The sequence below is a fragment of the Halorussus halophilus genome (assembly GCF_008831545.1).
Taxonomy (GTDB): Archaea; Halobacteriota; Halobacteria; order Halobacteriales; family Haladaptataceae; genus Halorussus; species Halorussus halophilus.
Genome location: NZ_CP044526.1, coordinates 37,330 through 63,455 on the forward strand (window position 1 = coordinate 37,330; position 26,126 = coordinate 63,455).

Genomic DNA, 26,126 nt, shown 5'->3' on the forward strand with positions numbered 1-26,126 from the left:
GTGGTGTGTTCCGAACCAACCCACTCTCAGAAAGTTGAGAAATGAACAGAGATATCGCTACTAAATCCCTTAATCCGCCTAAAATCGAGGTGTTCGAAGAGTCCGAAGTCGAACATACTCTCGGAACGAGTTTCCGGGAGTCGGGGAAAATCGAGGTGAGACATACACACCAGGTTTCCAGTGAAACGAGAGATAACGGTGGGTGGGGGCACCCCTGGAGTCGGTTGAAAAGAGCCGGTTCAGAACTCAACGCTCAGACGCACGAATAGAATAGTCGTTTCGACAGAGAACACGAAGCTCTCGAATGGTGGGAAAGACGTACAGACCGACCGAAATCGCCGTTTCACGTCCAACAATCCGTGACAAAGTCACGGATTATTTAATTGTCTTTGACTAACTTAATGGACTTTGAAGTAGGGTAAGATAATAAAGTTCTAGGAAACAGCTCCACTACTGGATAGAGTTCTTATATTAATCATAACTGGTTCTCTAGCAACATAGCGGAAATAATCTCCGCATTCCCCTCTCACGGATACGCCTTTTGAACCCGTTTCACTGGAAACACGGTGTGTGTCCGCACCACGTTTCGACTCCAACTGCTTCCACTTTCGCGACTATCGTTTCACTGGAAACCCGGTGTGTGGCTTTACCACGCTAACAGCACTCTCACTAGAAACCAAGCAACGCGAAAGACCAAATCACGCTAAAAACCCAAGTCGCGGCGAAAACTGAACTACGACAAAATAGACTGCAACTCAAAATAGAATACAACCCGAAAATAGACTGCAATCCGAAAATAGGCCGCAAACCGGATGGTCGAAACAACGCGTCGGGGAGCCGTCTACTCGACGGTGACGCTCTTCGCCAAGTTCCGCGGCTTGTCGATGGGACGGCTCAATTGGTCCGCAGCGTAGTACGACACCAGCTGAAGCTGGACGTTGGCCAACAGTCCAGCCCAGACCGGGTGCGTGTCCGGCACCACGAGGTGTTCGTCCGCGATCGACGCCGCCTCGTGACCTTCCGGTGCGACCGCGACGAGCGGGGCACCCCGAGCTTGTGCTTCTTCGGCGTTCTTCCGGGTCTTCTTGTCCTGCTCTTCGTCACCCGTGAAGATAGCGAACACTGGCGTGTCCTGTGTGACGAGTGCGAGCGGGCCGTGTTTCAGCTCGCCGGACGCGAACCCTTCGGCGTGTTCGTAGGTGATCTCCTTGAACTTCAGCGCGCCTTCCTTCGCGACCGAGTTCGCCATTCCTCGCCCGATGAAGAAGTACGCGTCACTGTCGCGGTACTTCCGGGAGAGTTCTTCGGCTTTGTGCCGGTCGAGTATCTCGCTGATACCGTCGGGCAGTTCGTGGAGTGCCGAGAGGTACTCCGTGACGTCGTCGCGAGTGTCGGCGTCCGGTACGTCTTCGGTGAGTCGGTGCGCGAGCAGCGACAGCGCGACCGCTTGCGAGGAGAACGTCTTCGTCGCGGCGACGCCGATTTCCGGACCGGCGCGGATGAACAGCGCTTCGTCGGCCTCGCGTGCGGCAGTCGAACCGACGACGTTGGTCACCGTGACCGTCGAGGCACCCTTATCCTGAGCGCGCCGGAGTGCGCCGAGCGTGTCGGCAGTTTCACCACTCTGGGTGACTGCGATGACGAGGGTCTGCTCGTCGATGGGGCCAGACGAGAGTTCGTACTCGTTCGCGCGGTGAACCTCGGCTCGGACACCCGCCTGCTTCAGCGACTGTGCGCCGTACAGCGCGGCGTGGTACGACGTGCCACAGGCGACTAGTTGGACCTCGCGCACGTCCTCGAAGATTCCGTCCGGGAAGTCTTCGAGGTCCACGGTACCTTCGACGGGGTCGATGCGCCCGTCGATGGTGTTCGACAGCGCCGTCGGTTGGGTGTCGATTTCCTTCAGCATGAAGTGGTCGTAGCGACCCTTCCCGGTCTCTTCGGGGTCCCAATCGACTCTCTCGATTTCACGCTCGACGACGTTGCCTTCGAGGTCGGTCACCGTCAAGTCGTCCGGCCGAGCGATGACCACGTCGCCGTCTTCGAGGAACGCGACTTCGTCCGTGTATTCGAGGAAGGCGGGCACGTCGCTCGCGAGGAAGTACTCGCCTGCTTCTTCGTCCTGTCCCAGCACGAGCGGCGACCCCTGTCGCGCGGCGTAGACGACATCTTCGTCGTCCACGAGCGCGGCGACGGCGTAGCTACCTTCCAGCTCTTCGACGGCTTTCCGGAACGCGGTCTCGCTGTCGCCGGTCTCTTCGAGGTACTCCTCCATCAAGTGGGGGATGACCTCGGTGTCGGTGTCGCTCGTGAACTCCCGACCCTTCGCCTGTAGCTCCTCGCGGAGCGTGTCGTAGTTCTCGATGACGCCGTTGTGGACGACCGCGACGTTCGTCGTCGAGGTACTGTGCGGGTGGGCGTTCTCGTCGGTCGGCGGGCCGTGGGTACTCCAACGGGTGTGACCGATACCGACGTTACCTTTCGGCTGGCGCTCGCGGAGGTCGGTGGCGAGGTCTTCGACGCGCCCCGACTGCTTGTGAATCTTGATGCCGTGACCGTTCTGGACCGCGACACCTGCCGAGTCGTAGCCTCGATATTCGAGGTTTTCGAGGCCCGTCAGGAGGGTATCGACGGAATCGCCGTTTCCGACGCGTGCGATGATGCCACACATTAGTGGCACACCCCCGTGACGCGCAGCGGCGAATTTCGACCAGACGTTGCGTTCTGCGTCGTGGTCGTAGCGTTGTTTTCGACCATACACCAATTACTGTCTCCTGGTTCCCTTACTATAGGCCATATAAGGCGTTTCTACAGCGAAATTAAGTTATCGAACAGTGTGCGACAGTGGGATTAGCCGGGTTCTAACAACGGGGAACTGAAAGAGAGTTGAGAATGTCTATCATTTCGACGGCGAGATAGCGGTCTGTTCGGCAGTCGAGCGACACCCCGACTTTTCGGCGAACTAGCAGGAGGTCACAGGAGCGCACAACTACTCGGTGCAGAATCAGTCAGTGTACGACCAGTCCGCGAAGAACCAGACCACGTGTAGACCAATCAGTCCACGTCGTAGACCAATCAGACCACGTTGTAGACCAACCAAACCACGTAGACCAATCAGTACCAGACCACCAAGACTACGTAGACCAGTATCACCGCGCGTAGGCGCGTCGAAACAACAGAACGGGCTCGATAGACACAGCGGACATCGGTAGATACAACGAACGTCGATAGACACCATGGGCGTCGAGAGAAGCGATTGACGTCGAGAGAAACGACAGCGTAGCTGCGAGCGCGTGTGAGCAACGTTCCTCGGCACCCCGGCCCCGAAGGCGAACTTACGCGAACTGCTCGGACTCGGACACCAACTGCGCGACGGTCACCAACGCGAACATGGTGAAGATGACGACGCCCGTCTGGAAGCCCGAGAGCATCCCGATAGTCGGTAGATTGCTTGCGGAACTGACCAACAGGACCATCCCGATGACCGAGACACCCAGCTGGTACGAACTCCACTGGACCTCTTCGTCGGCGTCTTCGTCGGCGATTCGCTCGGTGTCCAGGTAGCGCTGAAGTTCGTCGGCCAGCGGCGTCCGCTCGACGATGCCTCGACTCTGGTTGTAGTTGATGATGCCTTCCTCGTCCAGTTTCGGCAGGTGCGTCTGGTAGAGCGCGATGTAGACGCGCTGGCACTCGTCGGAGGTCAGTGCTTGGAGCGTCGTATCGTGTTCCCACGCGGCGACCTGTTCGGCCATCTCCCGCATCGCTACCGGCCCCTCGACCCCTTGCAGATACCGTAGTACGTCGCGTCGGCGCTGATTCTGGAGCAGGTGGAAGACGTCGTCCTTCGTTAGTTGCTCGTCTTCGTCCGCTGGTCCGCTTCCCGCCCCGAGGTCAGACGGTGTGTCCGTCTGTTGCTCTGTTGCGTTCATTGTTCGTACTACTAACTTCCACGAATATCCAATAAACAAGCTCGCCTGTCCCAACGATTGCAAATCGTTGTGGTTTCGAGCCTTCAATTTATCACACTCCAAAATCTATCTCTAAATGGACCTTACGAGAGTGCTTATTTCGTTGGGGGCTGCAAAAACTGGCATTCACCACGAGAAAATCAGGTTGGTGTGAAATGAAATTGATATTAGCGGGTGGCAAAACCACTGAAACAGCGGCGAGAACCGATTTTAGCGACCGACCCCGAACGGTCGCTTCGTCCGGTACCGTCGTCGCCGTCGATGACTGTTCTTGCACTGCACGCTTCGAGGGACGAGAACGAGACCGAACAAGAGACCTACGAGAAGCGGACGAACGGAGCGAACTGCCGTGGCAGCAGACGGAGAGAACGGAGAGAGTGGTGTGGCGCCCCACCTGCCGCTGATGGACGCGAGTGTCGCGTGGAGAATTCTTAGAGTCGCTTGTAGGCGAACCCGTGAGACTCGGCCGCAGTGCTGTCGAAGCGACCGGGCACGTCAACCAGCACAGGGTCGTCGTTCAGCTCTTCGCTGGCGTCTTTGAGGTCGAAGTCGTCGTAGGCGTCGTGGTTGGTGCCGAGGATGACGCCGTCGTAGTCTTCGAGCGCGAGGTCGTCCGCGATGTCGATGTCGAATGCCTCGGCCATCATCTCGTCGTCTGCGTGCGGGTCGTGACCGACGACGTCCACGTCGTAGGACTGTAGTTCCTCGATGACGCCGTTGATCTGAGAGGTGCGGATGTCCGCGACGTTCGGCTTGTAAGTCAGCCCCATCACCAGAAGACGACTCTGTCGGGGGACCTTCCCGCTCTTGTTGAGCGCCTTCAGCGTCAACTGAGCGGTGTGGCTCGGCATGTGCTCGTTCGTCTCGCGCGCCTGCTTGATGAGGTCCGGCGAGAACCCTTCCTGCTCGGTGCGGTACGAGAGGTAGTTCGGGTCCACCGGGATGCAGTGGCCGCCGACGAGTCCGGGGCGGTAGCCGTCGTGGAAGTTCCACTTCGTCGCGGCGGCGTCGAGGACTTCGTCGGTGTCGAGGTCGATGTGCTCGAACGCCACCGAGAGCTCGTTCATCAGCGCGATGTTGAGGTCGCGCTGGGTGTTCTCGACTACCTTCGCGGCTTCGGCCGTCTTCACGTCCGGCGCGGGGTAGACGCCCGCGGCGACGACTCGTTCGTAGAGGTCGGTGAGGTCGTCGCGAACGTCTTCGTCGTTCGCGCCGACGATTTTGACCACGTCGCTGATGGTCCGGTCGGTTCCCGGCACCACGCGCTCGGGCGAGTAGCCGACGTGGAAGTCTTTGCCTTCCGTGTATCCGGAGACGCGCTCGATGGCCGGGACGAGTACCTCTTCGGTCGCACCCGGGTACACCGTCGATTCGAGGACGACCGTCGTGCCCGGCGAAATCTGTTCGCCGACCGTCTCGCCGGCGCTCTCGACGAAGTCGAGGTTCGGCGTGCCCTGTCCATCGACCGGCGTCGGCACCGCGACGATGGCATAGTCGGCGTCGCCGATGGTGGCGGCGTCGGACGTGAACTGAATCTCGCTGTCTTCGATGCGGTCGTCACCGATGTCGCCGTCGGTGGTGTCGATGCCGTCGTTCAGCGTGTCTATCTTCGACTGGTCGATGTCGAACCCGATGACGTTCTGGTCGGCTTCGTCGAACGCGACGGCCAGTGGCAGGCCGACGTATCCCATGCCGACGACGCTGACGGTCGCGGTCTGTGGTCGCTCGGGTTCGGCAATGTTTTTGACAGAACTCATCAGTGTTCACCTGCGACTTCCGGCTCGGTTTCGTAACTCTCTGGCTCGGGTTCTTCACTCGTGTCCGTGCCGCGTCGCGCGTACAGCGCGCCGACGGCGACGAGTGCGAGTAGTGCTGCACCCGGCTTCGAGACGATTTTGCTTCGTAGGTTCATGGTTCCCCTCCGCAGAGCCAGTCTCTGCGGCGTTGTTGATATCCACGAGTTCTCGGGCTTTGGTTATAGGCGAGATAAGAAGCTGCTTACACCCTGTGTAAGGGTTCGTCGGCGGTTCTATCCACTGGATAACTCAGCATTTCGACTGTTCGAGGGGGTGGTAGCCGGATAGATTCGAATCGGCGGCGAGTCGTCCCCGTCCGTCGATATGGTGCGTCTCTGGGGGGCCTTCTCACCAGTTTCGGACCGTTCGGCCGTGTTACGGCCCCTTACCCGCTCTATAATAAAGCCTCGTCCTACCCTTCGATGAAACGAACGACCACAGTCGCCCGGCGGTCCACCGGGGCCGCTGGGCGTCGAGGGGACCGCACCGGCCGACTATCGCCGGAGGAGACCAATGTCACAGGACCACACCCAGTCCGGGAGTGAGACCGTCGAGGAAGTACCGCGGCCCACCATATCGAGTGGCGAATCGCCGACGTCGAACGTGACCGCAGTGACGGTCAACACGCTCGCCCGCGCGGGCAAACATCCCGCGAGTAGTCGCGTGCTCGTCGTCGGACTACGCGACCCGGACACTGGGAACGACGCCCACGTTCGGACCATCGTAGAGTGTCTCGACAAGGAGGGCGTCGAGGTGGTCGGCTACGACCGCAGACTCGACGCGGAAGCTACTGCGAGCCTCGACGTCGAGATACAGGACTCGCTCTCGTTGGACGACTTCGACGGCGTCATCCTGACGACGCCGGACCCTGCCTGTACGACCGACGAACTGGATTCGATGGCGACCGCGCTCTGTGGTCATCCAATCGTGGTAGACTTGACGGGCTCTATCGACGTGCGAGCGGCCGCAGAGCATGGAATCACCGCGGTCTCCTACTGGGGGGTCTGAATGTACCGAGACCACACCATCGGCGTCGTCGTCCCCGCGTACAACGAGGAAGGCCACGTCGCCGACGTACTGGACGAGGTTCCGGAGTTCGTGGACCGCGTCTTCGTCGTGGACGACGCTTCGACGGACGATACGTGGGCCGAAATCAACGAGTACGCCAAGTCGGTCAACCCCGGCGAGTCGGCCGCGGAGGACGAGGACGAAGCCACAGACGGCGACGAATCGGCCGAAGCGGTGGTCGCCGACGGCGGAGCTACGGTCGCCGACGCTAGCACCGCGACCACTGAGAGCGGGGCGGCCGACACCGGTCCCGAAATCGTCCCGATTCGCCACGAGACGAATCAGGGGGCAGGCGGCGCGCTCAAGACTGGCTACATTCGCGCACGCGACGAGGGGATGGAGGTCACGGTCACTATCGACGCCGACGGCCAGATGGACCCGGACATCATGGACCGCTTCTTGGACCCCATCGTCTCCGGCGAGGCCGACTACACGAAGGGGAATCGATTTGCGAACCCCGACTACCGCGAGGAGATGCCCGAGTTCCGGCAAGTCGGCAACCAGATTCTGACCTACCTCACTCGAATTGCGAGTGGGTACTGGCGGATGGCCGACCCGCAGAACGGCTACACAGCCATCTCCATCGAGGCGCTCTGGGCCATCGAAATCGAGGAGATGTACGAGTACTACGGCTACTGCAACGACGTCCTCGTCAAACTCAACGCCAAGGGGATGACCGTCGCGGACGTGCCGATGCCCGCCAAGTACGGCGACGAGGAGAGCAGCATCACCTACAGCGAGTACATCCCGAAGGTGTCGGGAATGTTGCTTCGCAACTTCTTCTGGCGACTGAAGGAGCGCTACAGTCCGACCGACACTACGCCGCTGGCGTACGCGACTGGAACTCTCTTCGGCCTCCTCGCGCTCCGTTCGGGCGGTGCCGCACTCGCCTCCTTCGTCGGCGAGAACGACACCGCCGACGGAGCGGCAGAGTCGGCCTCCGAGGGCTCGGTTTCAGATTCGAACTCGGCGGGGTCGATGCTCAAACGACTGTTCGTCGGCGTGTTCGCCGTCCTCGCCGGAATGGTGCTGGACAGACGAGCCAACGAGGACCGGGAGGCCCACCAATGAGAGTCGTCGTCACCATCCAGCATCCGGCGCACGTCCACTTCTTCAAGCACGCCATCCGCGAACTGGAGGCCCAAGACCACGAGGTCCACGTCTTCGCGCGCGAGAAGGAGATGGCTATCGACCTGCTGGAGACCTACGACATCGACTACGAGGTACTGGCAGGCGAGTCGGACTCGCTGGCGTCGCTGGCGATGGTGCAGGCGACTTACGAGGCAAAACTGCTTCGGCGTGCGCGCAAAATCGACCCGGACGTCATCACCGCAATCGGCGGCGTCGCGGCGTCCCACGTCGCGAAAGTGACCGACGCGAAGTCGGTCGTCTTCTACGACACCGAACACGCCGAACTCATCCAGCAACTCGCCTACCCGTTCGCGGACGCCGTCTTCACGCCGGACTGCTTCCGTCGCGAGGTCGAGGCCCCGCACGTCCGGTACGCGGGCTACCACGAACTCGCCTACCTCCACCCCGACCGATTCGACCCGGACCCTTCGGTCTTGGACGATCTCGGTGTCGAAGTCGGGGACGACGAGCAACTCGTCGTCTGCCGACTGGTCGAGTGGGGTGCCTCTCACGACGTGGGCAACGGCGGATTCGACGACATCGAAGACGTCGTCTCGCAACTCGAAGACGCGGGTGGGAAGGTCCTCATCACCGCAGAGGGCGACCTGCCAGAGTCGCTCGAATCCTACCAAGTCTCGGTCGCGCCCGAGCGGATGCACGACCTACTCGCGCACGCCGACCTGTTCGTCGGCGAGGGGGCGACGATGGCCGCCGAGAGCGCGGTGCTGGGCACTCCGGCAGTGTACGTCAACACGCTCTCGATGGGCTACACCGACGAACTCGAAGACTACGGTCTGCTCTACCACTTCGATGGCGAGGAGCGCCACCAGCGCGGACTCCATCAGTCCGTCGAGATACTGGAGCGCGAAGCACCGACGTTCTGGGAGGGCCGCCGCGAGTCGATGCTGGCGGACAAGACGGACGCGCCGGACATGATTCTCCGGGCTATCGAGACTGTCGTGCCCGAGGACGTGGCTCTCCGCGAGGAGGCCCGCCTTCGTAGAGAGGCCCGCCGCGAGGAGGTGACGACTACGTGAAGGCACTACAGCTTACGACGACGCCGCGACCGTTCTTCGACCAACAGGTCGCGGCCCTCGAAGAGAGAGGCATCGAATGCGAGACGCTCTCCGTGCCGCGAACTGGCGACGACGGCCGCTCGCCGGACGACTACCTGCGGTACCTCCCGCAGGTCCTCGGCGAGTCTGCCGACTACGACCTCGTCCACGCGAACTACGGACTGGTCGCGCCGTACGCGCTCGGTGCCGCCCGCCGAGCAGGTGCGCCGCTAGTCATCACCTTCTGGGGAACCGACCTGATGGGACCGACGTGGCTTCGGCGACTCAGCACCGCCACCGCGAAGTTCGCGGACGGTGTCGTCCTGCCCAGTCGGGCGATGGACGCCCACCTCGACGACGACTACACCTACGTCCCGTTCGGGGTCGATACCGACATGTTCCGACCGATTCCGCGCGACGAGGCCCGCGAGCGCGTCGGGTGGTCCGACGAGGAGTACTCCGTCCTCTTCCCCTACGACACCGACCGTCCGGAGAAGGACTACGAGCGCGCGAAGAAAGTGGTCACCCAAAGCGGTCCCGACGCCGAACTGCGGACGATTTCAGGTGTCGAGTACGAGGAGATGCCCTACTACATGAACGCCGCAGACGCCCTGATCGTGACTTCCGAGCGCGAGAGCGGTCCGATGGTCGTCAAGGAGGCCGCCGCCTGCAACGTCCCGGTCGTCTCGACGGACGTCGGATTCGTCCGTGAGACCATCGAAGGCGTCGAAGGCTCGGCGGTCTGCACGACCGACGAGGAACTCGTCGCAGGTCTCGAAACTGCGTTCGACGCCGAGCGCTCGGACGGTCGCGACTCGATACCCTGCCTGAGCGTCAATGCGATGGGCGACCGACTCGCGGGGCTGTACGACCGCGTTTGCAGCGGTGCGGATGCGGGCGTGGATGTGAGTGCGGGAGCAGGTTCGAGTGCAGATGTGGATGCGGATGCGAGTCCAGGTGCGGCAGCAGGAGGTGGCCACCGTGGGAATTAGGTCCGGCGCGCAGGGCTGGCTCGCAAACCGCCGGTTCGACGTGAACGCCGCGGTCATCGGCTTGGTGATGGCGTTGGCGATGTTCCCGCTACGGTTCGTCATCGACCAGATTTACGTCGAGACCGTCCCGCTCGTGCTGGGACTGGCGTGTCTCCTCTACCTCGCGGCGGCGTACACGGACAACTTCTCGTCGGGACTGCCGACGGTCTCGCGACCGGTCTCACGGCTGTTGCCCAGCATCGCGCTCGTCGGCATGGCCATGTTGATTCTGGTCGCCGTGCTGTCGGGTGGTCGCACCCTGTTGTTCTACTCGATAGCCGGAATCACGGGGACGGTCGTCCTCATCCAGACGCTGTTCACCCACGAAGAGGACTTCCAGACCGCGCTCTACCTCTTCGAAATCGTCACGCTGGCGTTCATCGTCAGGTTCGCCGCGCTGTACACGACACCGGGACTCATCGGCATCGACATCTGGACGCACATCTACGGTCTCGCGGCACAAATTCAGGAAGCGAACTCGCTGAGTGCAATTGCAAACAACAAACACGTCGCCTCGCCGCTGTTCCACTTGATAGTCGTGACGACATCGATGTTCGCCGACGTGTCGCTCCGCACTGGTCTGTACCTCTCTATCGGTATTGTGATGCCGCTGTCGGTGTTGCTGGTCTACGCGACGACCGCGCACATCGTGAACGCTCGGTGGGCCGTGATAGCCGCGCTCCTGTTCTCGTTCGGCGACTACTTCATCGAGTGGGGAATCCACCTCATCCCGACGAGTCACGGGCTCATCTTCTACCTCGCGGTCCTCTACATGCTCGTGCGGGTGATGCGGACGGACTACCGTATGCGGGACTTCGGCCTGCTGGTCTTCCTGACGGTCGCTGTCATCTTCACTCACCAGGTGTCGTCGTTCATCATGCTGGTGCTACTGGGCGCGGCCCTGCTCGCACAGCTCGTACTGCAACTCGGGCTGTTCGACCCGCCGGATGCGAAGGGTGCTCTCGGCTCGAAGAACCCCGCGAACCTCGTCGGCCTGCTGGTCTTCGACATGGGGCTAGCCATCTTCACGTGGTCGCTCACTCCGTACAACCAAGGGTCGTTCCTCGGGACGGTGTTGAGCTATCTCACCGAGACTATCGAGTCCAGTGCCGGATTCGGCAACACCGCACAGGGTGTCCAAGAAGTCGAGGGCGTCGCGTCCCAGATTCCGGACCCGACGCTGCTCGAACAGGTGACGACCTACATCGACGCGACAGGATTCCTGCTGTTGCTGTTCGGTGCGTTCGTCGGCTGTCTGTACGTGGTGAATCGACGCCACGCGCGACACTCGGTGTTCACGCTCCTGATTTCGTCGGCGTTCATGCTGGTGTTCGTCCTCGGACTGCCGATGTTCGGCATCCGTAACTTCATCCCCCAGCGCTGGTTCGCGTTCCTCTACGCGCCGCTGGCTATCCTGACTGCCGTCGGGTTCCGGTACTTCTCGGCCGAACTCGACCCGCGAATCTTCGCGGTAGGGTTGGTCATCTTCGCGCTGGTGTTCCCCGGCGCGATGGTGATGTCCAACAACGGGACGCTCGACAACCCTGCGTTCGACCACCAAACGCGGGTCTCCTACACGCAGACTGAACTCGCGGCGGTCGATTCCATCGCCGAGATGACTGGGTCACCCGAATCGGGGAACCTGCTGCCCCAAGAGGTGATATACTCGGACCAGCCGTACTACCAGGTGTTCATGCGAACCGGGTCGTACCCCGCGGAGATGGCGACCGTCCCAGCCAACGACACCCAGGTGAATCGCAACGTCACCGTCTACCGGGAGTACCAATCGACCGGTGCGCCGCTGTGGAACGTCGGGACCGGCGTCGGTTGGAGCTCCCAAATCGACAAGTCGCGGATGTGTCGCCCGAACCAGGCGACTCTCTACACGAACGGCGACGTGCGTCTCTGCGTGGACAACAGCCAGACGCGGAACGTCGATAACTGACGCTCGATTCGTTCTCGACCCGAATTCGGTTTTCTGTGGTTCGTGGGAAGTGGCACCTTCGAGTCCGCGACCTGGAGCGCGACTATTCGCGTAGACGAGTGAGACGAACAGACGCACAATACGACGTAGACGAGCAAGGCGGAACAGGCGGGCAATACGCCCAAAACGTGTAACACGGGACAGTCGTGCAACACGCCTATCCGAATATACGTCTTAGGCGCCTGTTCGAATTCCCGTATATTCGAATAGCTGTGTCCGATGCCCGGACTGCAATCTCTACGAATCACTGTCGTCCCGGTAGTATCTGTCCTAATCCGCGGTTCGTGCATTCGAATAGTTGCATATTCGTATATTCGACTATTCGAATAGGTGTATACACGAATTTTCAAAAATGCGCTGGATACGTTCTGTCCAAACGGTCGAGGCGTTTGCCGACCGAACTGTAGTCGATGTCGGTGAGTGGACTTCCACGGTCTGGCCCTCGTGTCGTCCTCGCTCTTTCCCACCAACGAGACGGCTGACCGAAAAGACGACTATCTGTATATTCGTCTTAGACGCCAAAGACGAAAATTCGAACGAGACGTCTCCATCCGACGACCGAACCGTCGTTCCTTTAAGTGCTTCTGGCGACAAGGGATAGATACGAGGAGGTTTCGCGCGGGTCCGTCGGGACCCGTCTTTTGCAGTACTCGACTCTCGAAAGCTGTAGCTCCGTGCCCGTCCGTCTCGTCGCTCGGCCAGTCAACCGATTTAGTCGCTACTCTCGGCGCCGTCACTTTCGCCGTCGCTGTTTTCTCCCGCAGGGTCTTCACTGCGCGCGGTGAGACTCGGCAGGTTCGGGTCGCGGTGCGGGTTGCGCCCGTGGACGGCGTCTTCTAGGTCCTGCTGGTCGATTTGGTCTTCGAGGACGCGCCGAAGTCGGTTGAGACTCGTGATGTCGAGACCGTGTTTTTCGAGCAAGTCGTCGAACCGCTGCTCGTCGGTGATGGAGCGGAACTGGTCGTAGAGGCCGTTCAGTTGCTCGGGACCGAGGCGGCCTATCCAATCGTGGTCGTGCAGTCCGAGGTAGTGTTCGCGCTCGCGGTCCACCACGTGGCGAATGACGACGAGCGCGACTTTCGGGATGGCGCGCTGGCTCCCGAACGCGGTGAGGTCGAGGTCCGACATGACGCCGACCGCGCGGTCGCGCTGCCACGGCGTCAGCGAGAGGTCGTTGCAGAGCGCGTGGGTGATGCGAAGCTTGTCGAGACGGTGCATACGCTCGCTGTGGCCGGCCATCGCGCCGTGGCGCTCCTCGTGGAGTCGCCGCACGCTCTCGCTGAGGTCTTCGTCCGGCGACCGGGCGCGACCGATTTGGGTCGCGCTCGGTGTGACTGGTCCCCAGCGGCGCACCGTCTGGTCGCGCTGGAGGTCCGCCCGCGCTACGGTGCCGTCGCCCGGCCGCTGGCTGAGTTGCCGGTCATCCCGGCGGTGTCGCTCCCCCGATGCGTCGTCTCCTATCGCCCCGTGTTGCCACGCCGCGGTCTGCGTGTCGCCACCACCCTCGGTCATAGACTCCGTCTACTCAACGCGAATAGTTCAAAGGTTTGCTAAGGAAAGTGGCATTTTCGACAGAAACAGATGTCTCTCGGGAGCAATAAGTACGCGTAGAATCGCCGCACCTCCGTCCGTATCTACACCTTGTGACGAGAATGACTTAAAGGAATTAGGCTGGTCGTTCGCCCGGTTCGTCGCGGTCGGGCTTGACCCACGACCACAGCGCCGAGAGGATCGGCACGCCGTCGTACACCCAGACGAGGAAGGCGACGAACAGGAAGGCCAACTCCGCGAGCAGGAACGGACTCGGTTCCAGCGCGACCAACTGTTCGAGGTAGCGGTCGGTGTAGTAGAGGAACCGGTCCAGCGCGGAGATGTCGTTCTCGTACGGCGGCAGCGTCACCAGCGGCCAGAGTATCTTCTTGGCGCTGATGGGGTCGCCGAAGACGACGGGGTAGACCACGTCGCCGAAGAGATGTGAGAGGTAGGCGACGCCGAACGCGACGCCGACGAACGGCCGATTTCGCTTGGCCGCCACCGCGAAGACGACGGTCGAGAGAATCCCAGCGACGAATATCGAGTGGCCGACCGAGTACCCCTGCGGGAAGATTTCGAGGACCCACGACAGCGTCTTGTCCACGAGGTCCGGGCCGAGCGTGGCGGCGACGACTGCGACCGCGGCCGCGTCGCTCGGCGACCGTCCGGCGAGATGCGCTAGCAGCGAGTAGCAGAGGTATCCGAAGGCGACGTGCTCCCAAGGGAACATCGTCAATCCCCACTAACTTCGCTTGCTTGCTCTGGCGGCGCGAGGGAGTTCGACCCGCCGCCGGAGACGTTCACCGGCATCTTCAGCGTGTAGTCCGCGTTCTGCACTGTCGGGTTCGCGGGTGGGTCGCCCGTGTACAGCAGGTAGACGATTCGGAGGTCGTCACCCGACGCGGTCGGCGTGACTTCGTGGGTGTGATTGTACTGTTCGCCCGGCGTCAGCGTCTTACTGAACGTGTCGAGCTGGTCTGCTCCCGTCACGCGGACGCTGTCGCCGCCATCGGCCGTCTCGACGCGCTGGAGTTGGACGACTGCGGTGTACTCGACCGCTCGTCCTTCTTGATTCTCGATAGACACTGTGTAGGACTGAGCCTGTCCCTTCGTCAGGTCACTCGCGTAGGACGGCGGCGAACCTTGACCGCCCGGTTCGTCGGTGACGAGGTAGAAGTTCGTGAACTGTTCGGACTTGGGCTGTTGTGTGGCCGCGAACGCTCCGCTCGCCGCGACCAGCAGGATGGCCACGACGAGGACGACGTTCAGGATTCGAACGGTCGAACCGTCGTCGTGACGAGGACCGAACAGTCCCTCGACCAGGAGACCCAGCGAGGAGGGAGCAACGGCGTACCGGTCTTCGGGGCTGACCCGAAGCCGCGAGATGGCAGTCAGCAGCGTGAACAGGACGGTCACTCCGACAACACCCATCAGAACCGGCATCAGCGTGATGCCCATCGGCGTGAAGTGAGCGATGGCCGCGACCATCGGTACGACTGCGACGCTCACCACGGCCGAGAGGACGAACCGCTCGGCACCACTGACGGCGTAGCGGTCCGGCGGTTGCATCGAGTCGTCGAACGCCGGAAGCGACGAGGTACCGTCTCGCCGCGGGTAGACGGCCGCTATCACTACGTATCCGGGGACGAAGACGATGAGCGGCACCACCAGTGCGGCCCGAATCACACCCCCGACGATTCCCATCGCGGCGACCGCGGCCACCCCCGTGTAGGCGAGGATGGCCAGCAGGTCGAGAAACCACCAACTGTGTCGTTCCATGTGCGCGGGGCTACGGCGTAGAGTAGGTTTATTATCCGGAGGGTAAGGTCCGCTCACCGAGTCGAACGAACGAAATTCGGTTTTCGAATGCGGTCGCGAAAACGTGTATCGACCTGACTGCAACTGCCGTGGAGTTCCGTCCGGCTACTCGATGTAACCCAGTTCTTCCAGATTGTCCCGCACGGCGTCCGAAAGTTCGTCCTGCCCGTCTTCCAGCGCCGCGTTCGCTTTCCCGACCTTGTTCCGCTGCATCCACTCGGCGTGGTCCTCCGCTATCTCGCGGAGTTCGGCCAACTTCTCCGGATGTTCGTCCGAAATGTCTTCGTCGTCCGGTTCGTCGTAACTGCCGCGGTAGAGTTCTTCCTCGCCGGTGTCCTCGACGTGGATGTACTTCCACTCGCCGACGCGGACCGCCTGCTCGGGGTCCGGCTCGGTCAGGCTGAAGTGAATCGGCGTGTCGTTCCCGCGGTCAGTCTCTTGGAGCGTGTCGCCGACCCAGTGGTTCGAGGGTTGGGCGTTGACATCGGCGACGAGCGTCGGCGGGATGTCGAGGTGCTGGACCGGATACTCGTCAACGCGGCCCTGTTCGAGGTCGGGCGAGCGAACCAGCAGCGGGACGCGAGTCATGCTGCTGTACAGCGACGCGGTGTGGAAGCCTTTGTAGCGGCCGAACTCCTCGCCGTGGTCGCCGGTGATTGCGACCGTCGCGTCGTCCGAAACAGTGTCGAGAATTTTCCCGATTTCCTCGTCGGCACTTCGGATGCCCGAGTCGTAGGCGTCTCGAACCTTCTGCTGAACGCTCGCTTCGCCTAGTTCGACGACGCCGTGGGGGTCGATGACGTGTTCGATGTCGGTGTCGCCCCGCAGGGCTTCGAGGTGTTCGTTCCACCGGCCGTAGGGCGTGTGGGCGTCCATCAGGTGAATCCACGCGAAGTACGGCTCGTTGCTGCGCTCTTTGTCCTGAATCCAGTCAAGCGCGTGGCCACAGACCTCTTCGTCAGTCGTGTGCGGCCGGTACTGGCCGTCGTCGTCCTCTTGGGCCTTCTTCAGTAAGTTGTGCATCGGCGCGAGGACCTTCTCGCGGACGAAGTCGCTCTGGAGTTTCTCGTTGAGGGCGACGCCGGTGCGCTTGAGCGGGTGGTCTTTGAACTCTTGGACGCCGTAGTAGCAGTCGAACGCCTTGTCGTAGTTGTAGTCTCGCGTCAGAAATCCGTTCTTGCCGAACCCGCCAGTGGCGTAGCCCGCTTGCTTGAACTGCTCTGCGAGCGCGACGCCGCGTTCTTCGGGGATTCCGAGGCCGTCGATTTGGTCGGGCCACGCACCGGCGTGGATGGTCTGGAGCGCCCACCGCGTGCCGGGTCCGTTCGAGAAACTTCGCTCGAAGAGAGTGGATTCTTCCGCGAACTCGTCGATGTTCGGTGTCGTCGGTCGGTCGTATCCGTAACAACCCACGTGGTCCGACCGCAGACAGTCTACGGTGACGAGTACGACTGAACGATTTTCCATATGCGCGGGATTTCTCTCCGCGCCCATCTTATTATACGCTCGTTAAGTGGAGTGAGACGAGCAATAAACGCCTGATACGACCGAATAGGAATCGGTGAAACCGTTAGCTGAAGTCGTTGCCCCAGGCGCGGTAGCTATCGACGCCGTCGAGTTCGATGCCGTTCTCGATGTTGCACTTCTTGATGACGATGCCGTCGCCGTCTACGAGACGAATACCCTCGCCACCGTTGCCGGTCATGGCGTACACCGACTCGATCCACGCGTCGTTGCCGATGTTGTAGACGGCGGTGTCACTGCCGACGAACGAACTGTTGTAGATGAGTGCGTCGTCGCCGTCGTTGACGAGCGCGCGGCGCATGCTCGATCCGGTCTGGGTCACGTCCAGCGCGCGGTACTCGACGTTGTCGCGGTTGCTCCAGATGCCCGCTCGGTTGCTCTCGTGGCCTGCGTCGCCGTAGATCTTCGACTCTTCGACGACGGTTGGTTCGGGGTCGCTGCCCGCGTCTTCGATTCGAATCGCCGCACCGCCTGCGGTGTCGAAGTCGATGTCGAGCGAGTCGAGCAGAACGCGGCCGGTGTCGCTTCGGATGTTGATACCGTGGTTGACACCGTCGCCGTGGACGGTGATGTTGCACTTCGTAATGCGGATGTATTCGGGGTCGAGCGACCGAATGGCGTCGCCGTTCGGCGACGTGAGGTTGAGCGTGCAGTTCCGGATGCGGATGGCCTCGCTCGACTCGGCACGGATGCCCAACTGGTTCGTGTCGGAGTCACGGTTCTCGTTGATTTCGATGGTCGCACCATCGACGTAGCTGTTCGGACCGCCGATTCGGATGTTCGCGGCCTGACTGTTGGCGTAGTAACCGCCTTCGACTTGGACCTTTCCGCCGTCGCTCCGTGCGTACAGGCCGTTGTCCGGGAATCCGCCGAGCGTACAGTTTTTGAACGTGATCGTCCCTTCGTTGTAGTCGTTGCAGAGGATGCCGGTCGGGCCACGCCAGACGTTGCCGTCGTTGGGTGTGTTCTGGACCCACGCACCGCCGTCGGGGGCGTTGAAGTTCTCGACGATACCGCTACCACCGGCGTCGTTGATGCAGAACCGTCCCGGACCGGCCAGACCGCTGTCGTGCTGGCCGACGATGTCGATGTTTCGGACTTCGAGGCCGTCGGAGATGTCGGCTTCGAGGACTCGAACGCCCGTGTCGTCGGCGGTCTGGTCGATCGTGAGGCCCTCGAAGAGGAGGTCTCGGCCGGAACTGTAGTAGATACCGAGTCGGAACAGTCGAGGGTTGTCGCGGTCGAAGTCCCAGTAGTTGGCGGGGACGATGGTGGCTCCGTCGCCGACGATGCCGAAGTTGTCGAACCCGGTGAACCGGAACTGCCGGTCCATGTAGTATCTACCTTCGGGGAAGTAGAGGAGCGTGTCGTCGTCGGCGTGTTCTTCCAGTAGAGCGTTTATCTGCTCGTCGCCGTTGGGGTCCGCCCCGGCGTCCACCATGTCGATGATGGTGCCGAACCGGTCTTCGTATTCGTGAAGTGCGCTCGCATTACCGGAAGCGAGGGGTGCGGCGAGACCTGCGGCCGCTACCCCTTTCAGTACAGTTCGCCGCGTCGAACCCACCGAATCTGCCGAAGAATCGCTCGTGTTTTGAGTATCAGCGTGAGTGGACTGCTTGTCGGAAGCCATTGAGACAAAAAAGTGAATGATTTCCGCCCCCCAAAGCCTGCGGCTTCAATTAGGTAGCCATTAAATACCGTGTTCGGAGAAGGTCAGAAATATACTCGCCTATCTTCGGGCGTTTTCAGACCGTCTTTCGAGGTGATAGTTGGTTTTCCTGAGCGCAATAATTTATGTCACGGATGGTGGACGACTTGGGTCGCGCTCACCGGTGAGTCGAGACACTGATCCATCCAACTTCTAACGTCGTTGATACGCAACTTCTCTCGAACCGGAAGGTCGTGGAGATGTTCCTGTGCCGGGAAGAACTTCGCGTCCATGTCGTGGCGGTCGTACAACTTTCGGCGGTCGGGCCACGGCGACTCGAACGCGGTCACGAACGGCAGCTTTCGACGGACGAACCGCTCGAACTCGTTGAGGAGTTCGGAGTCGTGCGGGCGGTCTGGCGGTCGGTGTTTGAGGATGTCGGCGTCCAGTCGCCGACAGGCATCGACGAACGTCTGTTTGTTGCGGTACTCCGGGGGCGTCTGGAGGTGCCAGTTGAGCAGGCCCGTGTCGGCGACGAAGAACGACTCCAGATAGTTGTCCGCCAGGTGCGACCGGAACGGCACCGACGGCTGGTTACGAAGCCCACAGAGGTCGATTGCGTTCTGGGTCCCAGCGGCTCGCGACCAGCCTTTCTCGAACTCTTCGCCGACGGCTTCGCGGACGAACTCGGCCGGGTCTCGGTCGTCGATGCGGGCGATGTCGAAGAACTGCTCGCTGTGGTCGGGCGAGTAGCCGAATCGGTCGAGCAGCGTCTCGACTGGGTCCGGGTCGGGCTCTAACCCCGAGAGCGGGATGTTCTTGCCGAACACGTCGAGGCTCTGGCGAGCGACGAAGTGACCACAGAGGTAGATGTCACAGAGGAGTCCGTGGTACATCGTATCGACTTTCATCGCTTCGTCGTAGCCCGCGTGGTGGATGTGCAGCGACTCTTTGATGCCCTGCGAGTAGCGGGTCTTCTCCTCGTCGGCGTCGATGTAGCGCGCGTTCGGCTCGAACGTCGTGTGTTCGGCGTCGTACTGTTCGGCTAGCTTCCGAGCTACGTCTACCTCTTGGGCACTCGCGTCTCCGACCGTGTAGCATCGCTCGACGTTCGGAATCTTCGAGAGGATGAGACGCGAGTCGTACCCCCCGGAAAGCAGCATTCCTTTCGTGCCGGGCTGACGGCTCCGACGGACCAACGCGGCCTCCAAGCGGTCGGCCAACTCTTGGACGTAGTCGAACTCGTCGGGGTCGCGCGGGTCGTAGATGAACCGGTCGAGTTCCCCCACGTCCTCGGCGGTCAGGTAGCCGTCGAACGGCAGGCGACCGAGGCGGTCGAACATCGTCTTGTGCCCGAGGACGACGCCGATGTAGACGAACTCCAACAGCGACCGCTTGCTGATTCGGGGGTCGTCTATCGTTCGCGCGACTTCGACCGAGTCCGAACCGAACGTCCGGACACCGGCCGCATCGGTGTAGAAGCACTCCCAGGAGCGAATCGGGTCGGTGGCGACGATGGCGTCACCCTCGTAGTCCAGACACACCAAGTACGACCCGTTTAGCTCCGCTAGCGCGTCTCGACCCTTTTCTGCGTACCGGTCGAGTATCCACTCTGCTGTGTCGAGGCCGCGTTGGTTGGGGACGTACGCCTCTCCCCAGACGACACAGCACCCTCTGTCGTCCTCGTGCGCCGCGCTTCGACCCGGAATGCCGAGCCCTACGTCTCGTATCCCGACGGTCAGGGCGTCACCGGAGACGACGCGGTCGAACTCTTGTTCGGAGCGCAACTCCGCGAACGTCTCGCGCCCGCCGAAGACGCCGAAAATTTCCTTGTTCATGCTGTTCTGTCCACCGAGACTCACGTTTCTAAGTCACCTCCGGACGTGGACGTGGCCCTAAGTTGACTGTCCGATTCTCCGACTTGGTTCGTCGTGGCGTACGAGTGCACATGGTTGCTGCTCACCGGGTCGTGGCCAGACCCACGTCGTTCTCTACTACCTCCTTGTACCTCGGGTTCCCTTACTATAGGGCCGCTAAGACCCGATATGAAGGTATTATGCACTATACCTATCCGATGACAGACATCGGCGGGATTCTCTCTGGCGCTCCCCCAGTTCGTGGCAGCGTAGTCACTGGCGGTTTCGACTCTTAGGCTTCTGTGTCGCTTCGTCTGACGCTCCCCCCGCTAACTCACCGTCTGACGGCCGCTGGAACGGTTTATCTTCTCTCTAAGGGGGCAACGAAACCGGTTCTCGCGTCGAAACACGCCCGGTTTAGGACACTCGGACTGCCGCCCTCGGGACGTTGTATGTTTCTGGACGTTCCAGCGAGTTCGAAATACTCCCGGCGTTATAATTCGAAATAAGAACCAGATAAGAAAGTGCGATAGCGTCATTTTTGGAACTACGATGGGTGACAGAAATCGACGAGCGTTCCTGACCGCAATGGGCGCCGCAGCAATTGCGGGCTGCTCTGGTGGGAACCCGACTGACGACTCGACGACCGCCCCGAACGGGAGCACCGTCGGCAACAGTACAACCTCCACGACCACGAACGCGGCGACGGAACAGGCGACGACCACAGCCGCACAGAATCCCGGCCAAATCGGCAAGACCGTCGAAGCGTTCGAGAAGCCCCAGGAGTGGGCGAAACTCGACAAGTACGGCAAGCGCGCCGGTACGACGAACGACGTCGCAGAGGGCAAAGGTGCCCTGAAACTCACGGCTGACAAGAGCGAACCGTACGTCGGCGTCTACAAGGCGATGGGCCAAGGCGGCGCGGATTTCAGCGGGAAGAACTTCTCCGCCGCAGTCAAGGTCAAGTCGCCCCAAGTTGCGAAACTTACGCTCGAACTGTACGCGCCGGACCGCGGCCATCCAATCGAGATGACGCGCACGTTCACCGGTCCTACCGACCGCTGGATGCGCGTAGACTTCGGGACGACCGGCGAGGAGCGCGACCCGCGTCTCAAGCAGGTCCAAGAGATGCGCCTCGTCGCGCGCGGCCGAGACGAGGGCCAGAAGGTCGAGATGCTGGTGGACGACCTGCGAGTCGCCAACCGCCCCGACAAGGGTTACGTCTTCCTTACCTTCGACGACTCTCACATCACGCACTACACGAAGGCGTACAAGATGATGCAGCAGTACGGCTTCCCCGGCGTGGAAGGCGTCATTCCACAGACCATCTACAAGGACGGCCGACTCGAAACGTCGCAACTCCGGAAGATGCGCGACGCCGGCTGGGACGTCGCGTCTCACCCGTACGTCGGCAACAAGCCGCTGCCGGAGTTCTCGAAGTCCGAGCAGAAGAAGAAAATCAAGAATACCAAGCAGTGGCTCGACAACCACGGGTTCACCAACGGGTCGCGCGTGTTCATCACACCGAAGAACCTGATGGGTAAGCACACGTGGGACCTCGTCAACGAGTACCACGACGCCGCCTTCCGATTCGGTGGTAGCCCGACGGGGCTTCCGATGACCGGCCCGCACAACATCGGCCGCATCAACGGCGAGTCCGTCGAGACGGCCAAGAAGATGATCGACTTCGCCGGGAAGTACAAGCAGAGCATCGGTCTGATGTACCACGTTATCGGCGAAGACGGCATCAGCGAGCAGGACTTCCGCGCCACGCTCGACTACATCAAGAAGAAGAAGAACGTCGAGGTCTCGACCCCGACGAAGATCCTGAAAAAGCAGGGGCAGTGGTAAGGTAGGAAAACCGCCGTCCGGCGGTGCGTCTCGACGTGGCTGGTCACGTCGCTGTCATGGTTTGGCTTGGTTCACCTTTTCTGCGTCCGGACGTTCCGGACGCCACGTTTCGTGTTCGTTGAGTACTACGACACCGACTGTTCTCGCATGGCTCCGTGCGCTCTTGTCTCGTCGCTCTCGTCTACTTTCGACGTGTGCGTTCCTGCTCTGTCTCCTGGACACCCTCTTCCATTGCTGGCGTGAACGCTCTCGCTCGCTCTGACTGACGGGACGTCGGCCCATCCACCGTCGCGCACAGAACTGACGGCGTTCCTCGTCTATTCTCGATTTTCGCTCGACTCGCGTCGAACAGTCTCACGCCACACGGACGGAGTCGCGTCACCGTCCCGATTGAGTGTTCGCTGTAGAACGGTTCGCCTCGCGTACGCGCGAAACAACCTAATTTCGAAGAGAATGCCCGGCAGACACGCAGCTCAGTGAGGCGACTCGCGTCGCGACGAGTCGCTGCGAATCAGTCACGAGACTCTCGTCTCGACCTGCCGAGGAGGTAGCTAGCCCCTGTCGTCTCGTAACCCACCTCCGCTCGACGCTCGGTACGTACGAATCTCCCGTTCTCACTGCCCTCGCTCACGCCGTCGTACTGTTGGTGGTCGTCGAGGACGAAGTAGTCGTGGTCGTCGTTGCGGTGGTGGTCGTAGTCGTCATGGTCGTAGTGGTAGTGGTAGTGGTAGTGGTAGTGGTAGTGGTAGTCGTCGTGGTCGTCGTTGCGGTGGTGGTCGTAGGCGTCGGCGTCGTGGTTTCTGTCGTCGTCTCTACGGTCGTTGTCTCCGTGGTCTCTGTCGCCTCGTCGGTCGTCTGGCCCGACGTGTCGTCGTCGGTAGTCGTCGTTTCGGTCGTCTCTGTCGGAGTAGTCGCCGACCCTTGGGTCGTCTGCTCGCCATCGCTATCTTCTCCACCACCTTCGTCAGTGGTCCCGTCGCCAGCCGTCTGCTCGTCGGTCGTCTGTCCACCGTCGGAGTCCCCGTCGTCGGTCTGCCCCGCCGTCGTCTGCGTCGTGTCTTCGAGCGGTGGGATGGTCGTCCCCGCGCCATCGGCCTGCGTAGTCACTGGTCCCGCAGGAGCCGAATCGCCGCCCATCTTCGTGAGGTCCAGCGAGACGCCGCCAGTCAGTGCAACAGTGAATCCCACCGTGAGCAACACTGCTCCCACCAGCGCGAGCGTCGCGTACAATCGCTTGCTCGACCGGTTCGAGGACCCTCTCTCGCTGGAACTACCCACTCGGTCGTGGAGCGCCGACGCCTTCGCACCGACTGGGTCGGGGAACGAACTCAGGACGTCGAATATCTCGCCCACCTCTACCGCACCCGTCAGTATCGCCACCACGAGGTAGATGAGGAACCCCGCAGGAGGAACGATAGCCAGCGCGAGGAACGTACTCTGGATGGTCGTCGCCAGCAGGACGATGGGGACGGCCGAGATGGCCCCGGTCACGCCGATGCGAAGCAGTCGTGCGTCTTTGAACGGCTGGAAGCCAAGCTTTCTGGCGACGGCGACTTGGAAGAGGGGCAACGAACCGTAGCCGATGGTGGTCGCGACGGCGGCCCCGAGGATGCCAAATCGAGGGATGAGCAGGGCGTTCAACCCGAGATTCAACATCGCAGTCGCGCCCGTCGCGGCGACGAGCGGTTTGAGGTCACCCTTCGCTTGACTGATGGAGAGAATCGGCCGTGCGATAGCGAATCCAAGCGACCCCGGCAACAGGAGCAACAGCGGGAGGACGGCCGTCTGGAAGCTCTTCGGGTAGTAGAAGGGGACGAACTTGTTCGCTAGCGCCCCAATACCGATTGCTAGCAGGAGCGTGAGCAAGAGACCGTACCGGGTCACCCGCGAGGCGATTTCGTTTATCTTCTCGGTACGGCCATCCGCCCAGAGGTTTGAGGTAGACTGCACCATCACCGCTTGGAGTGCTTGCGGGCCGAACCAGAGGAACTCTGCCAGGACGAGTGCGGCCTTGTAGTAGCCGACTTGGTCCTTCGACACCTGCATCCCCAGCATTATCACGTCCACGTGGTACAGTGAGGTCAGCAGGAACATGTAGACGACAGAGAGGTTGTTGAACCCGATGAGCTTCCGCCGCGGGAAGTCCGAGGGCATCCGCTTGAAGATGTACGTGAGGTCGAGATGCTTCGCCGCGAAGTAGAACGCCAGTACGATAGTCACGACGAAGCCGACGATTCGACCGATGAGGACGCCCGCGACGCCCATGTCCACGAGCCACGGTCCGGCGAGCAGGATGCCGACGCCCGCGTAGATGAACGTGAACGAGATCTTGATGGGCTCGGAGATGTGTTCGAGCTTGAGCCCCATCAGCGAACGCCGAACGTAGTTGCTGAACTGCGCTAACGGCACCATCAGCGCGAGGAGGTAGAAGTACGGCGTCAGCTGTTTGTCCGGAAACACCACATCGACAAAACCGAACGTCGCGGCCGCCCAGAATCCGAGGGCGACCAGCAGTGCCAGCAGGAGCGCCATCCGGAAGTAGAACCCGAACACGAGGCTCTTCCAGTCCTCCCGGTCGCGCTCTTCGGAGAGGAACTTCCGAGACCCGCTGTTGATTCCTGCACTACAGAGAATCATCGTCAGGCTGAACACCGAGAGCAGACTGGCGTAGACGCCGTACTGGTCGGCACCGAGCAGGCGAACGATGACTGGCGTGATGACCGCGAGCGAAAGCAGCATCGCCACTCGTCCGGCGATGACCGACAGGAACGCGGTTACCATGTTTCGGCTCACGGCTACCGCTCCTCCGGATACTCCCGTCCTGTCGCCGCTCGGGTACTCAAGCGGTTCTCCCCCAATCGCACTCGACGTGGTGGACAACTCGACTCCGACTGCGTGTCCTCGGTCGATTGCGCCCGTCCAAACACGCGCGCGTACATTCTCTTATTGAAAATAGTCTGCCTGCGGTTATTCTTATAAGCGGGCTAAACGTCTCGACACGGTCGTCAAGCCAATCGATGGCTCTCGTCGGCTCTGTGCGTCTGGGGCTGGATAAACAGTCTCCTAAACTCCGACTCGACCGTGAGGACCGGTGAAACGTGACTGCAAAACCACGATTCTATAGCCCTACTTTGTTGTTAATTGTCGCACCACTGAATGCGACTTCGACGGCCTTAAATATACAAGGGCAATACGAATAATCGTCAACGCCTCAGGCGCTTCGGAACGTCCTCACGGACTGCTTCCGAAGCCCTTATACGTGGGCGTCGTCTTCGCAGTAAATGCGAAGGCAGGTGGCGAGGTCTCCTCGCTACCTTCATGAAGTTGCCAAGGCGAGCGCCGCTCCGTTCGGAGCTATTTCTGCTCGCTGATGACGGCACTTTACAATATGAGGATTCCACCCCTGCGGTCCGCCGTACACGATGGAATCTGATGCGAGCCTTGGAACCATAGTGATGTGGAATCTCCGCCAGACCCCCGAGTATTGAACTCGGAACCATTCCGGTTGATCCTGCCGGAGGCCATTGCTATCGGAGTCCGATTTAGCCATGCTAGTTGTGCGAATTTAGATTCGCAGCGGAAAGCTCAGTAACACGTGGCCAAACTACCCTATGAACTGGAATAACCTCGGGAAACTGAGGCTAATGCCAGATACGGCTCCTCATCTGGAGTGAGAGGAGCTACAAACGCTACGGCGTCATAGGATGTGGCTGCGGCCGATTAGGTAGACGGTGGGGTAACGGCCCACCGTGCCGATAATCGGTACGGGTTGTGAGAGCAAGAGCCCGGAGACGGAATCTGAGACAAGATTCCGGGCCCTACGGGGCGCAGCAGGCGCGAAAACTTTACACTGCACGCGAGTG

17 protein-coding genes and 1 other annotated feature are annotated in these 26,126 nt (G+C 61.1%); of the genes, 6 read left to right on the plus strand and 11 right to left on the minus strand.

The features are described 5' to 3' along the window. Positions 1 to 841 precede the first annotated feature (841 nt). The 4 genes from glmS to F7R90_RS22460 form a co-directional block, all read right to left on the minus strand. Positions 842 to 2,671, minus strand: coding sequence for a glutamine--fructose-6-phosphate transaminase (isomerizing) (gene glmS, locus F7R90_RS21850; protein ID WP_158059704.1), 1,830 nt, complete (start codon positions 2,669 to 2,671; stop codon positions 842 to 844). A gap of 664 nt (positions 2,672 to 3,335) precedes the next feature. After that, positions 3,336 to 3,929, minus strand: a complete 594-nt coding sequence (locus F7R90_RS21855) for a DUF7344 domain-containing protein (RefSeq protein ID WP_158059705.1) — start codon at positions 3,927 to 3,929, stop codon at positions 3,336 to 3,338. Between the two features lie 470 nt (positions 3,930 to 4,399). Next, positions 4,400 to 5,725, minus strand: a complete 1,326-nt coding sequence (locus F7R90_RS21860) for a nucleotide sugar dehydrogenase (protein WP_158059706.1) — start codon at positions 5,723 to 5,725, stop codon at positions 4,400 to 4,402. Beyond that, positions 5,725 to 5,880 carry a hypothetical protein gene (locus F7R90_RS22460; protein WP_192498529.1) on the minus strand — a complete coding sequence of 52 codons (156 nt, stop codon included), beginning with the start codon at positions 5,878 to 5,880 and terminating at the stop codon, positions 5,725 to 5,727. Before F7R90_RS22460 ends, F7R90_RS21860 begins: the two co-directional genes overlap by 1 nt. A gap of 397 nt (positions 5,881 to 6,277) precedes the next feature. On the opposite strand from F7R90_RS22460, the gene F7R90_RS21865 reads away from it, so the two are divergent. Genes F7R90_RS21865 through F7R90_RS21885 form a run of 5 tightly spaced genes read left to right on the plus strand, consistent with a single transcriptional unit; the run spans position 6,278 to position 11,994 of the window. Then, on the plus strand, positions 6,278 to 6,772 hold the full coding sequence (locus F7R90_RS21865) for a nucleotide sugar dehydrogenase (protein WP_158059707.1): 495 nt from the start codon (positions 6,278 to 6,280) through the stop codon (positions 6,770 to 6,772). Beyond that, positions 6,773 to 7,903, plus strand: coding sequence for a glycosyltransferase family 2 protein (locus F7R90_RS21870; protein ID WP_158059708.1), 1,131 nt, complete (start codon positions 6,773 to 6,775; stop codon positions 7,901 to 7,903). Beyond that, on the plus strand, positions 7,900 to 9,000 hold the full coding sequence (locus tag F7R90_RS21875; RefSeq protein WP_158059709.1) for a DUF354 domain-containing protein: 1,101 nt from the start codon (positions 7,900 to 7,902) through the stop codon (positions 8,998 to 9,000). The genes F7R90_RS21870 and F7R90_RS21875 overlap by 4 nt, the downstream gene beginning before the upstream one ends. Further along, complete coding sequence (locus F7R90_RS21880) at positions 8,997 to 10,010, plus strand: glycosyltransferase (RefSeq protein WP_158059710.1); 1,014 nt, start codon at positions 8,997 to 8,999, stop codon at positions 10,008 to 10,010. The genes F7R90_RS21875 and F7R90_RS21880 overlap by 4 nt, the downstream gene beginning before the upstream one ends. Then, the gene (locus F7R90_RS21885) at positions 10,000 to 11,994 is read left to right on the plus strand and encodes a hypothetical protein (RefSeq protein WP_368408590.1); all 1,995 of its coding nucleotides are present in this window, start codon (positions 10,000 to 10,002) and stop codon (positions 11,992 to 11,994) included. The genes F7R90_RS21880 and F7R90_RS21885 overlap by 11 nt, the downstream gene beginning before the upstream one ends. A gap of 750 nt (positions 11,995 to 12,744) precedes the next feature. Here F7R90_RS21885 and F7R90_RS21890 read toward each other — a convergent pair. From F7R90_RS21890 to F7R90_RS21915, 6 genes are all read right to left on the minus strand, one after another. Further along, positions 12,745 to 13,545, minus strand: coding sequence for a DNA-directed RNA polymerase subunit epsilon (locus tag F7R90_RS21890; RefSeq protein ID WP_225741394.1), 801 nt, complete (start codon positions 13,543 to 13,545; stop codon positions 12,745 to 12,747). Positions 13,546 to 13,699: 154 nt separating this feature from the next. Then, a complete protein-coding gene (locus F7R90_RS21895) occupies positions 13,700 to 14,296 on the minus strand; it encodes a metal-dependent hydrolase (RefSeq protein WP_158059711.1) in 597 nt (198 codons plus the stop codon). Positions 14,297 to 14,298: 2 nt separating this feature from the next. Beyond that, entirely contained in the window at positions 14,299 to 15,345 is a 1,047-nt protein-coding gene (locus F7R90_RS21900; RefSeq protein WP_158059712.1) for a DUF1616 domain-containing protein, read from the minus strand. A 144-nt stretch (positions 15,346 to 15,489) separates the two neighbouring features. After that, positions 15,490 to 16,851: a sulfatase gene (locus F7R90_RS21905; RefSeq protein WP_192498530.1), complete on the minus strand. Its 1,362-nt coding sequence runs from the start codon at positions 16,849 to 16,851 to the stop codon at positions 15,490 to 15,492. A 103-nt stretch (positions 16,852 to 16,954) separates the two neighbouring features. Further along, positions 16,955 to 18,472, minus strand: a complete 1,518-nt coding sequence (locus tag F7R90_RS21910; RefSeq protein WP_225741395.1) for a hypothetical protein — start codon at positions 18,470 to 18,472, stop codon at positions 16,955 to 16,957. 233 nt (positions 18,473 to 18,705) lie between these two features. Beyond that, the gene (locus tag F7R90_RS21915) at positions 18,706 to 20,394 is read right to left on the minus strand and encodes an asparagine synthase-related protein (protein ID WP_158059714.1); all 1,689 of its coding nucleotides are present in this window, start codon (positions 20,392 to 20,394) and stop codon (positions 18,706 to 18,708) included. A 606-nt stretch (positions 20,395 to 21,000) separates the two neighbouring features. Here F7R90_RS21915 and F7R90_RS21920 point away from each other — a divergent pair. Continuing rightward, positions 21,001 to 22,263 carry a polysaccharide deacetylase family protein gene (locus F7R90_RS21920; RefSeq protein ID WP_192498531.1) on the plus strand — a complete coding sequence of 421 codons (1,263 nt, stop codon included), beginning with the start codon at positions 21,001 to 21,003 and terminating at the stop codon, positions 22,261 to 22,263. 627 nt (positions 22,264 to 22,890) lie between these two features. On the opposite strand, the gene F7R90_RS21925 is transcribed toward F7R90_RS21920, so the two are convergent. Beyond that, positions 22,891 to 25,056 carry an oligosaccharide flippase family protein gene (locus tag F7R90_RS21925; protein ID WP_158059716.1) on the minus strand — a complete coding sequence of 722 codons (2,166 nt, stop codon included), beginning with the start codon at positions 25,054 to 25,056 and terminating at the stop codon, positions 22,891 to 22,893. A 705-nt stretch (positions 25,057 to 25,761) separates the two neighbouring features. Further along, positions 25,762 to 26,126 (plus strand) — a sequence feature (16S ribosomal RNA rRNA prediction is too short).

What these genes read in the sequence shown, in the direction of transcription:
- F7R90_RS21900 (WP_158059712.1), bottom strand. Translation starts at nt 15,345, where the DNA reads ATGGAACGACACAGTTGGTGGTTTCTCGACCTGCTGGCCATCCTCGCC.
- glmS (WP_158059704.1), bottom strand. Translation starts at nt 2,671, where the DNA reads ATGTGTGGCATCATCGCACGCGTCGGAAACGGCGATTCCGTCGATACC.
- F7R90_RS21860 (WP_158059706.1), bottom strand. Translation starts at nt 5,725, where the DNA reads ATGAGTTCTGTCAAAAACATTGCCGAACCCGAGCGACCACAGACCGCG.
- F7R90_RS21895 (WP_158059711.1), bottom strand. Translation starts at nt 14,296, where the DNA reads ATGTTCCCTTGGGAGCACGTCGCCTTCGGATACCTCTGCTACTCGCTG.
- F7R90_RS21905 (WP_192498530.1), bottom strand. Translation starts at nt 16,851, where the DNA reads ATGGAAAATCGTTCAGTCGTACTCGTCACCGTAGACTGTCTGCGGTCG.
- F7R90_RS21865 (WP_158059707.1), top strand. Translation starts at nt 6,278, where the DNA reads ATGTCACAGGACCACACCCAGTCCGGGAGTGAGACCGTCGAGGAAGTA.
- F7R90_RS21915 (WP_158059714.1), bottom strand. Translation starts at nt 20,394, where the DNA reads ATGAACAAGGAAATTTTCGGCGTCTTCGGCGGGCGCGAGACGTTCGCG.
- F7R90_RS21890 (WP_225741394.1), bottom strand. Translation starts at nt 13,545, where the DNA reads ATGACCGAGGGTGGTGGCGACACGCAGACCGCGGCGTGGCAACACGGG.
- F7R90_RS22460 (WP_192498529.1), bottom strand. Translation starts at nt 5,880, where the DNA reads ATGAACCTACGAAGCAAAATCGTCTCGAAGCCGGGTGCAGCACTACTC.
- F7R90_RS21875 (WP_158059709.1), top strand. Translation starts at nt 7,900, where the DNA reads ATGAGAGTCGTCGTCACCATCCAGCATCCGGCGCACGTCCACTTCTTC.
- F7R90_RS21870 (WP_158059708.1), top strand. Translation starts at nt 6,773, where the DNA reads ATGTACCGAGACCACACCATCGGCGTCGTCGTCCCCGCGTACAACGAG.
- F7R90_RS21855 (WP_158059705.1), bottom strand. Translation starts at nt 3,929, where the DNA reads ATGAACGCAACAGAGCAACAGACGGACACACCGTCTGACCTCGGGGCG.
- F7R90_RS21920 (WP_192498531.1), top strand. Translation starts at nt 21,001, where the DNA reads ATGGGCGCCGCAGCAATTGCGGGCTGCTCTGGTGGGAACCCGACTGAC.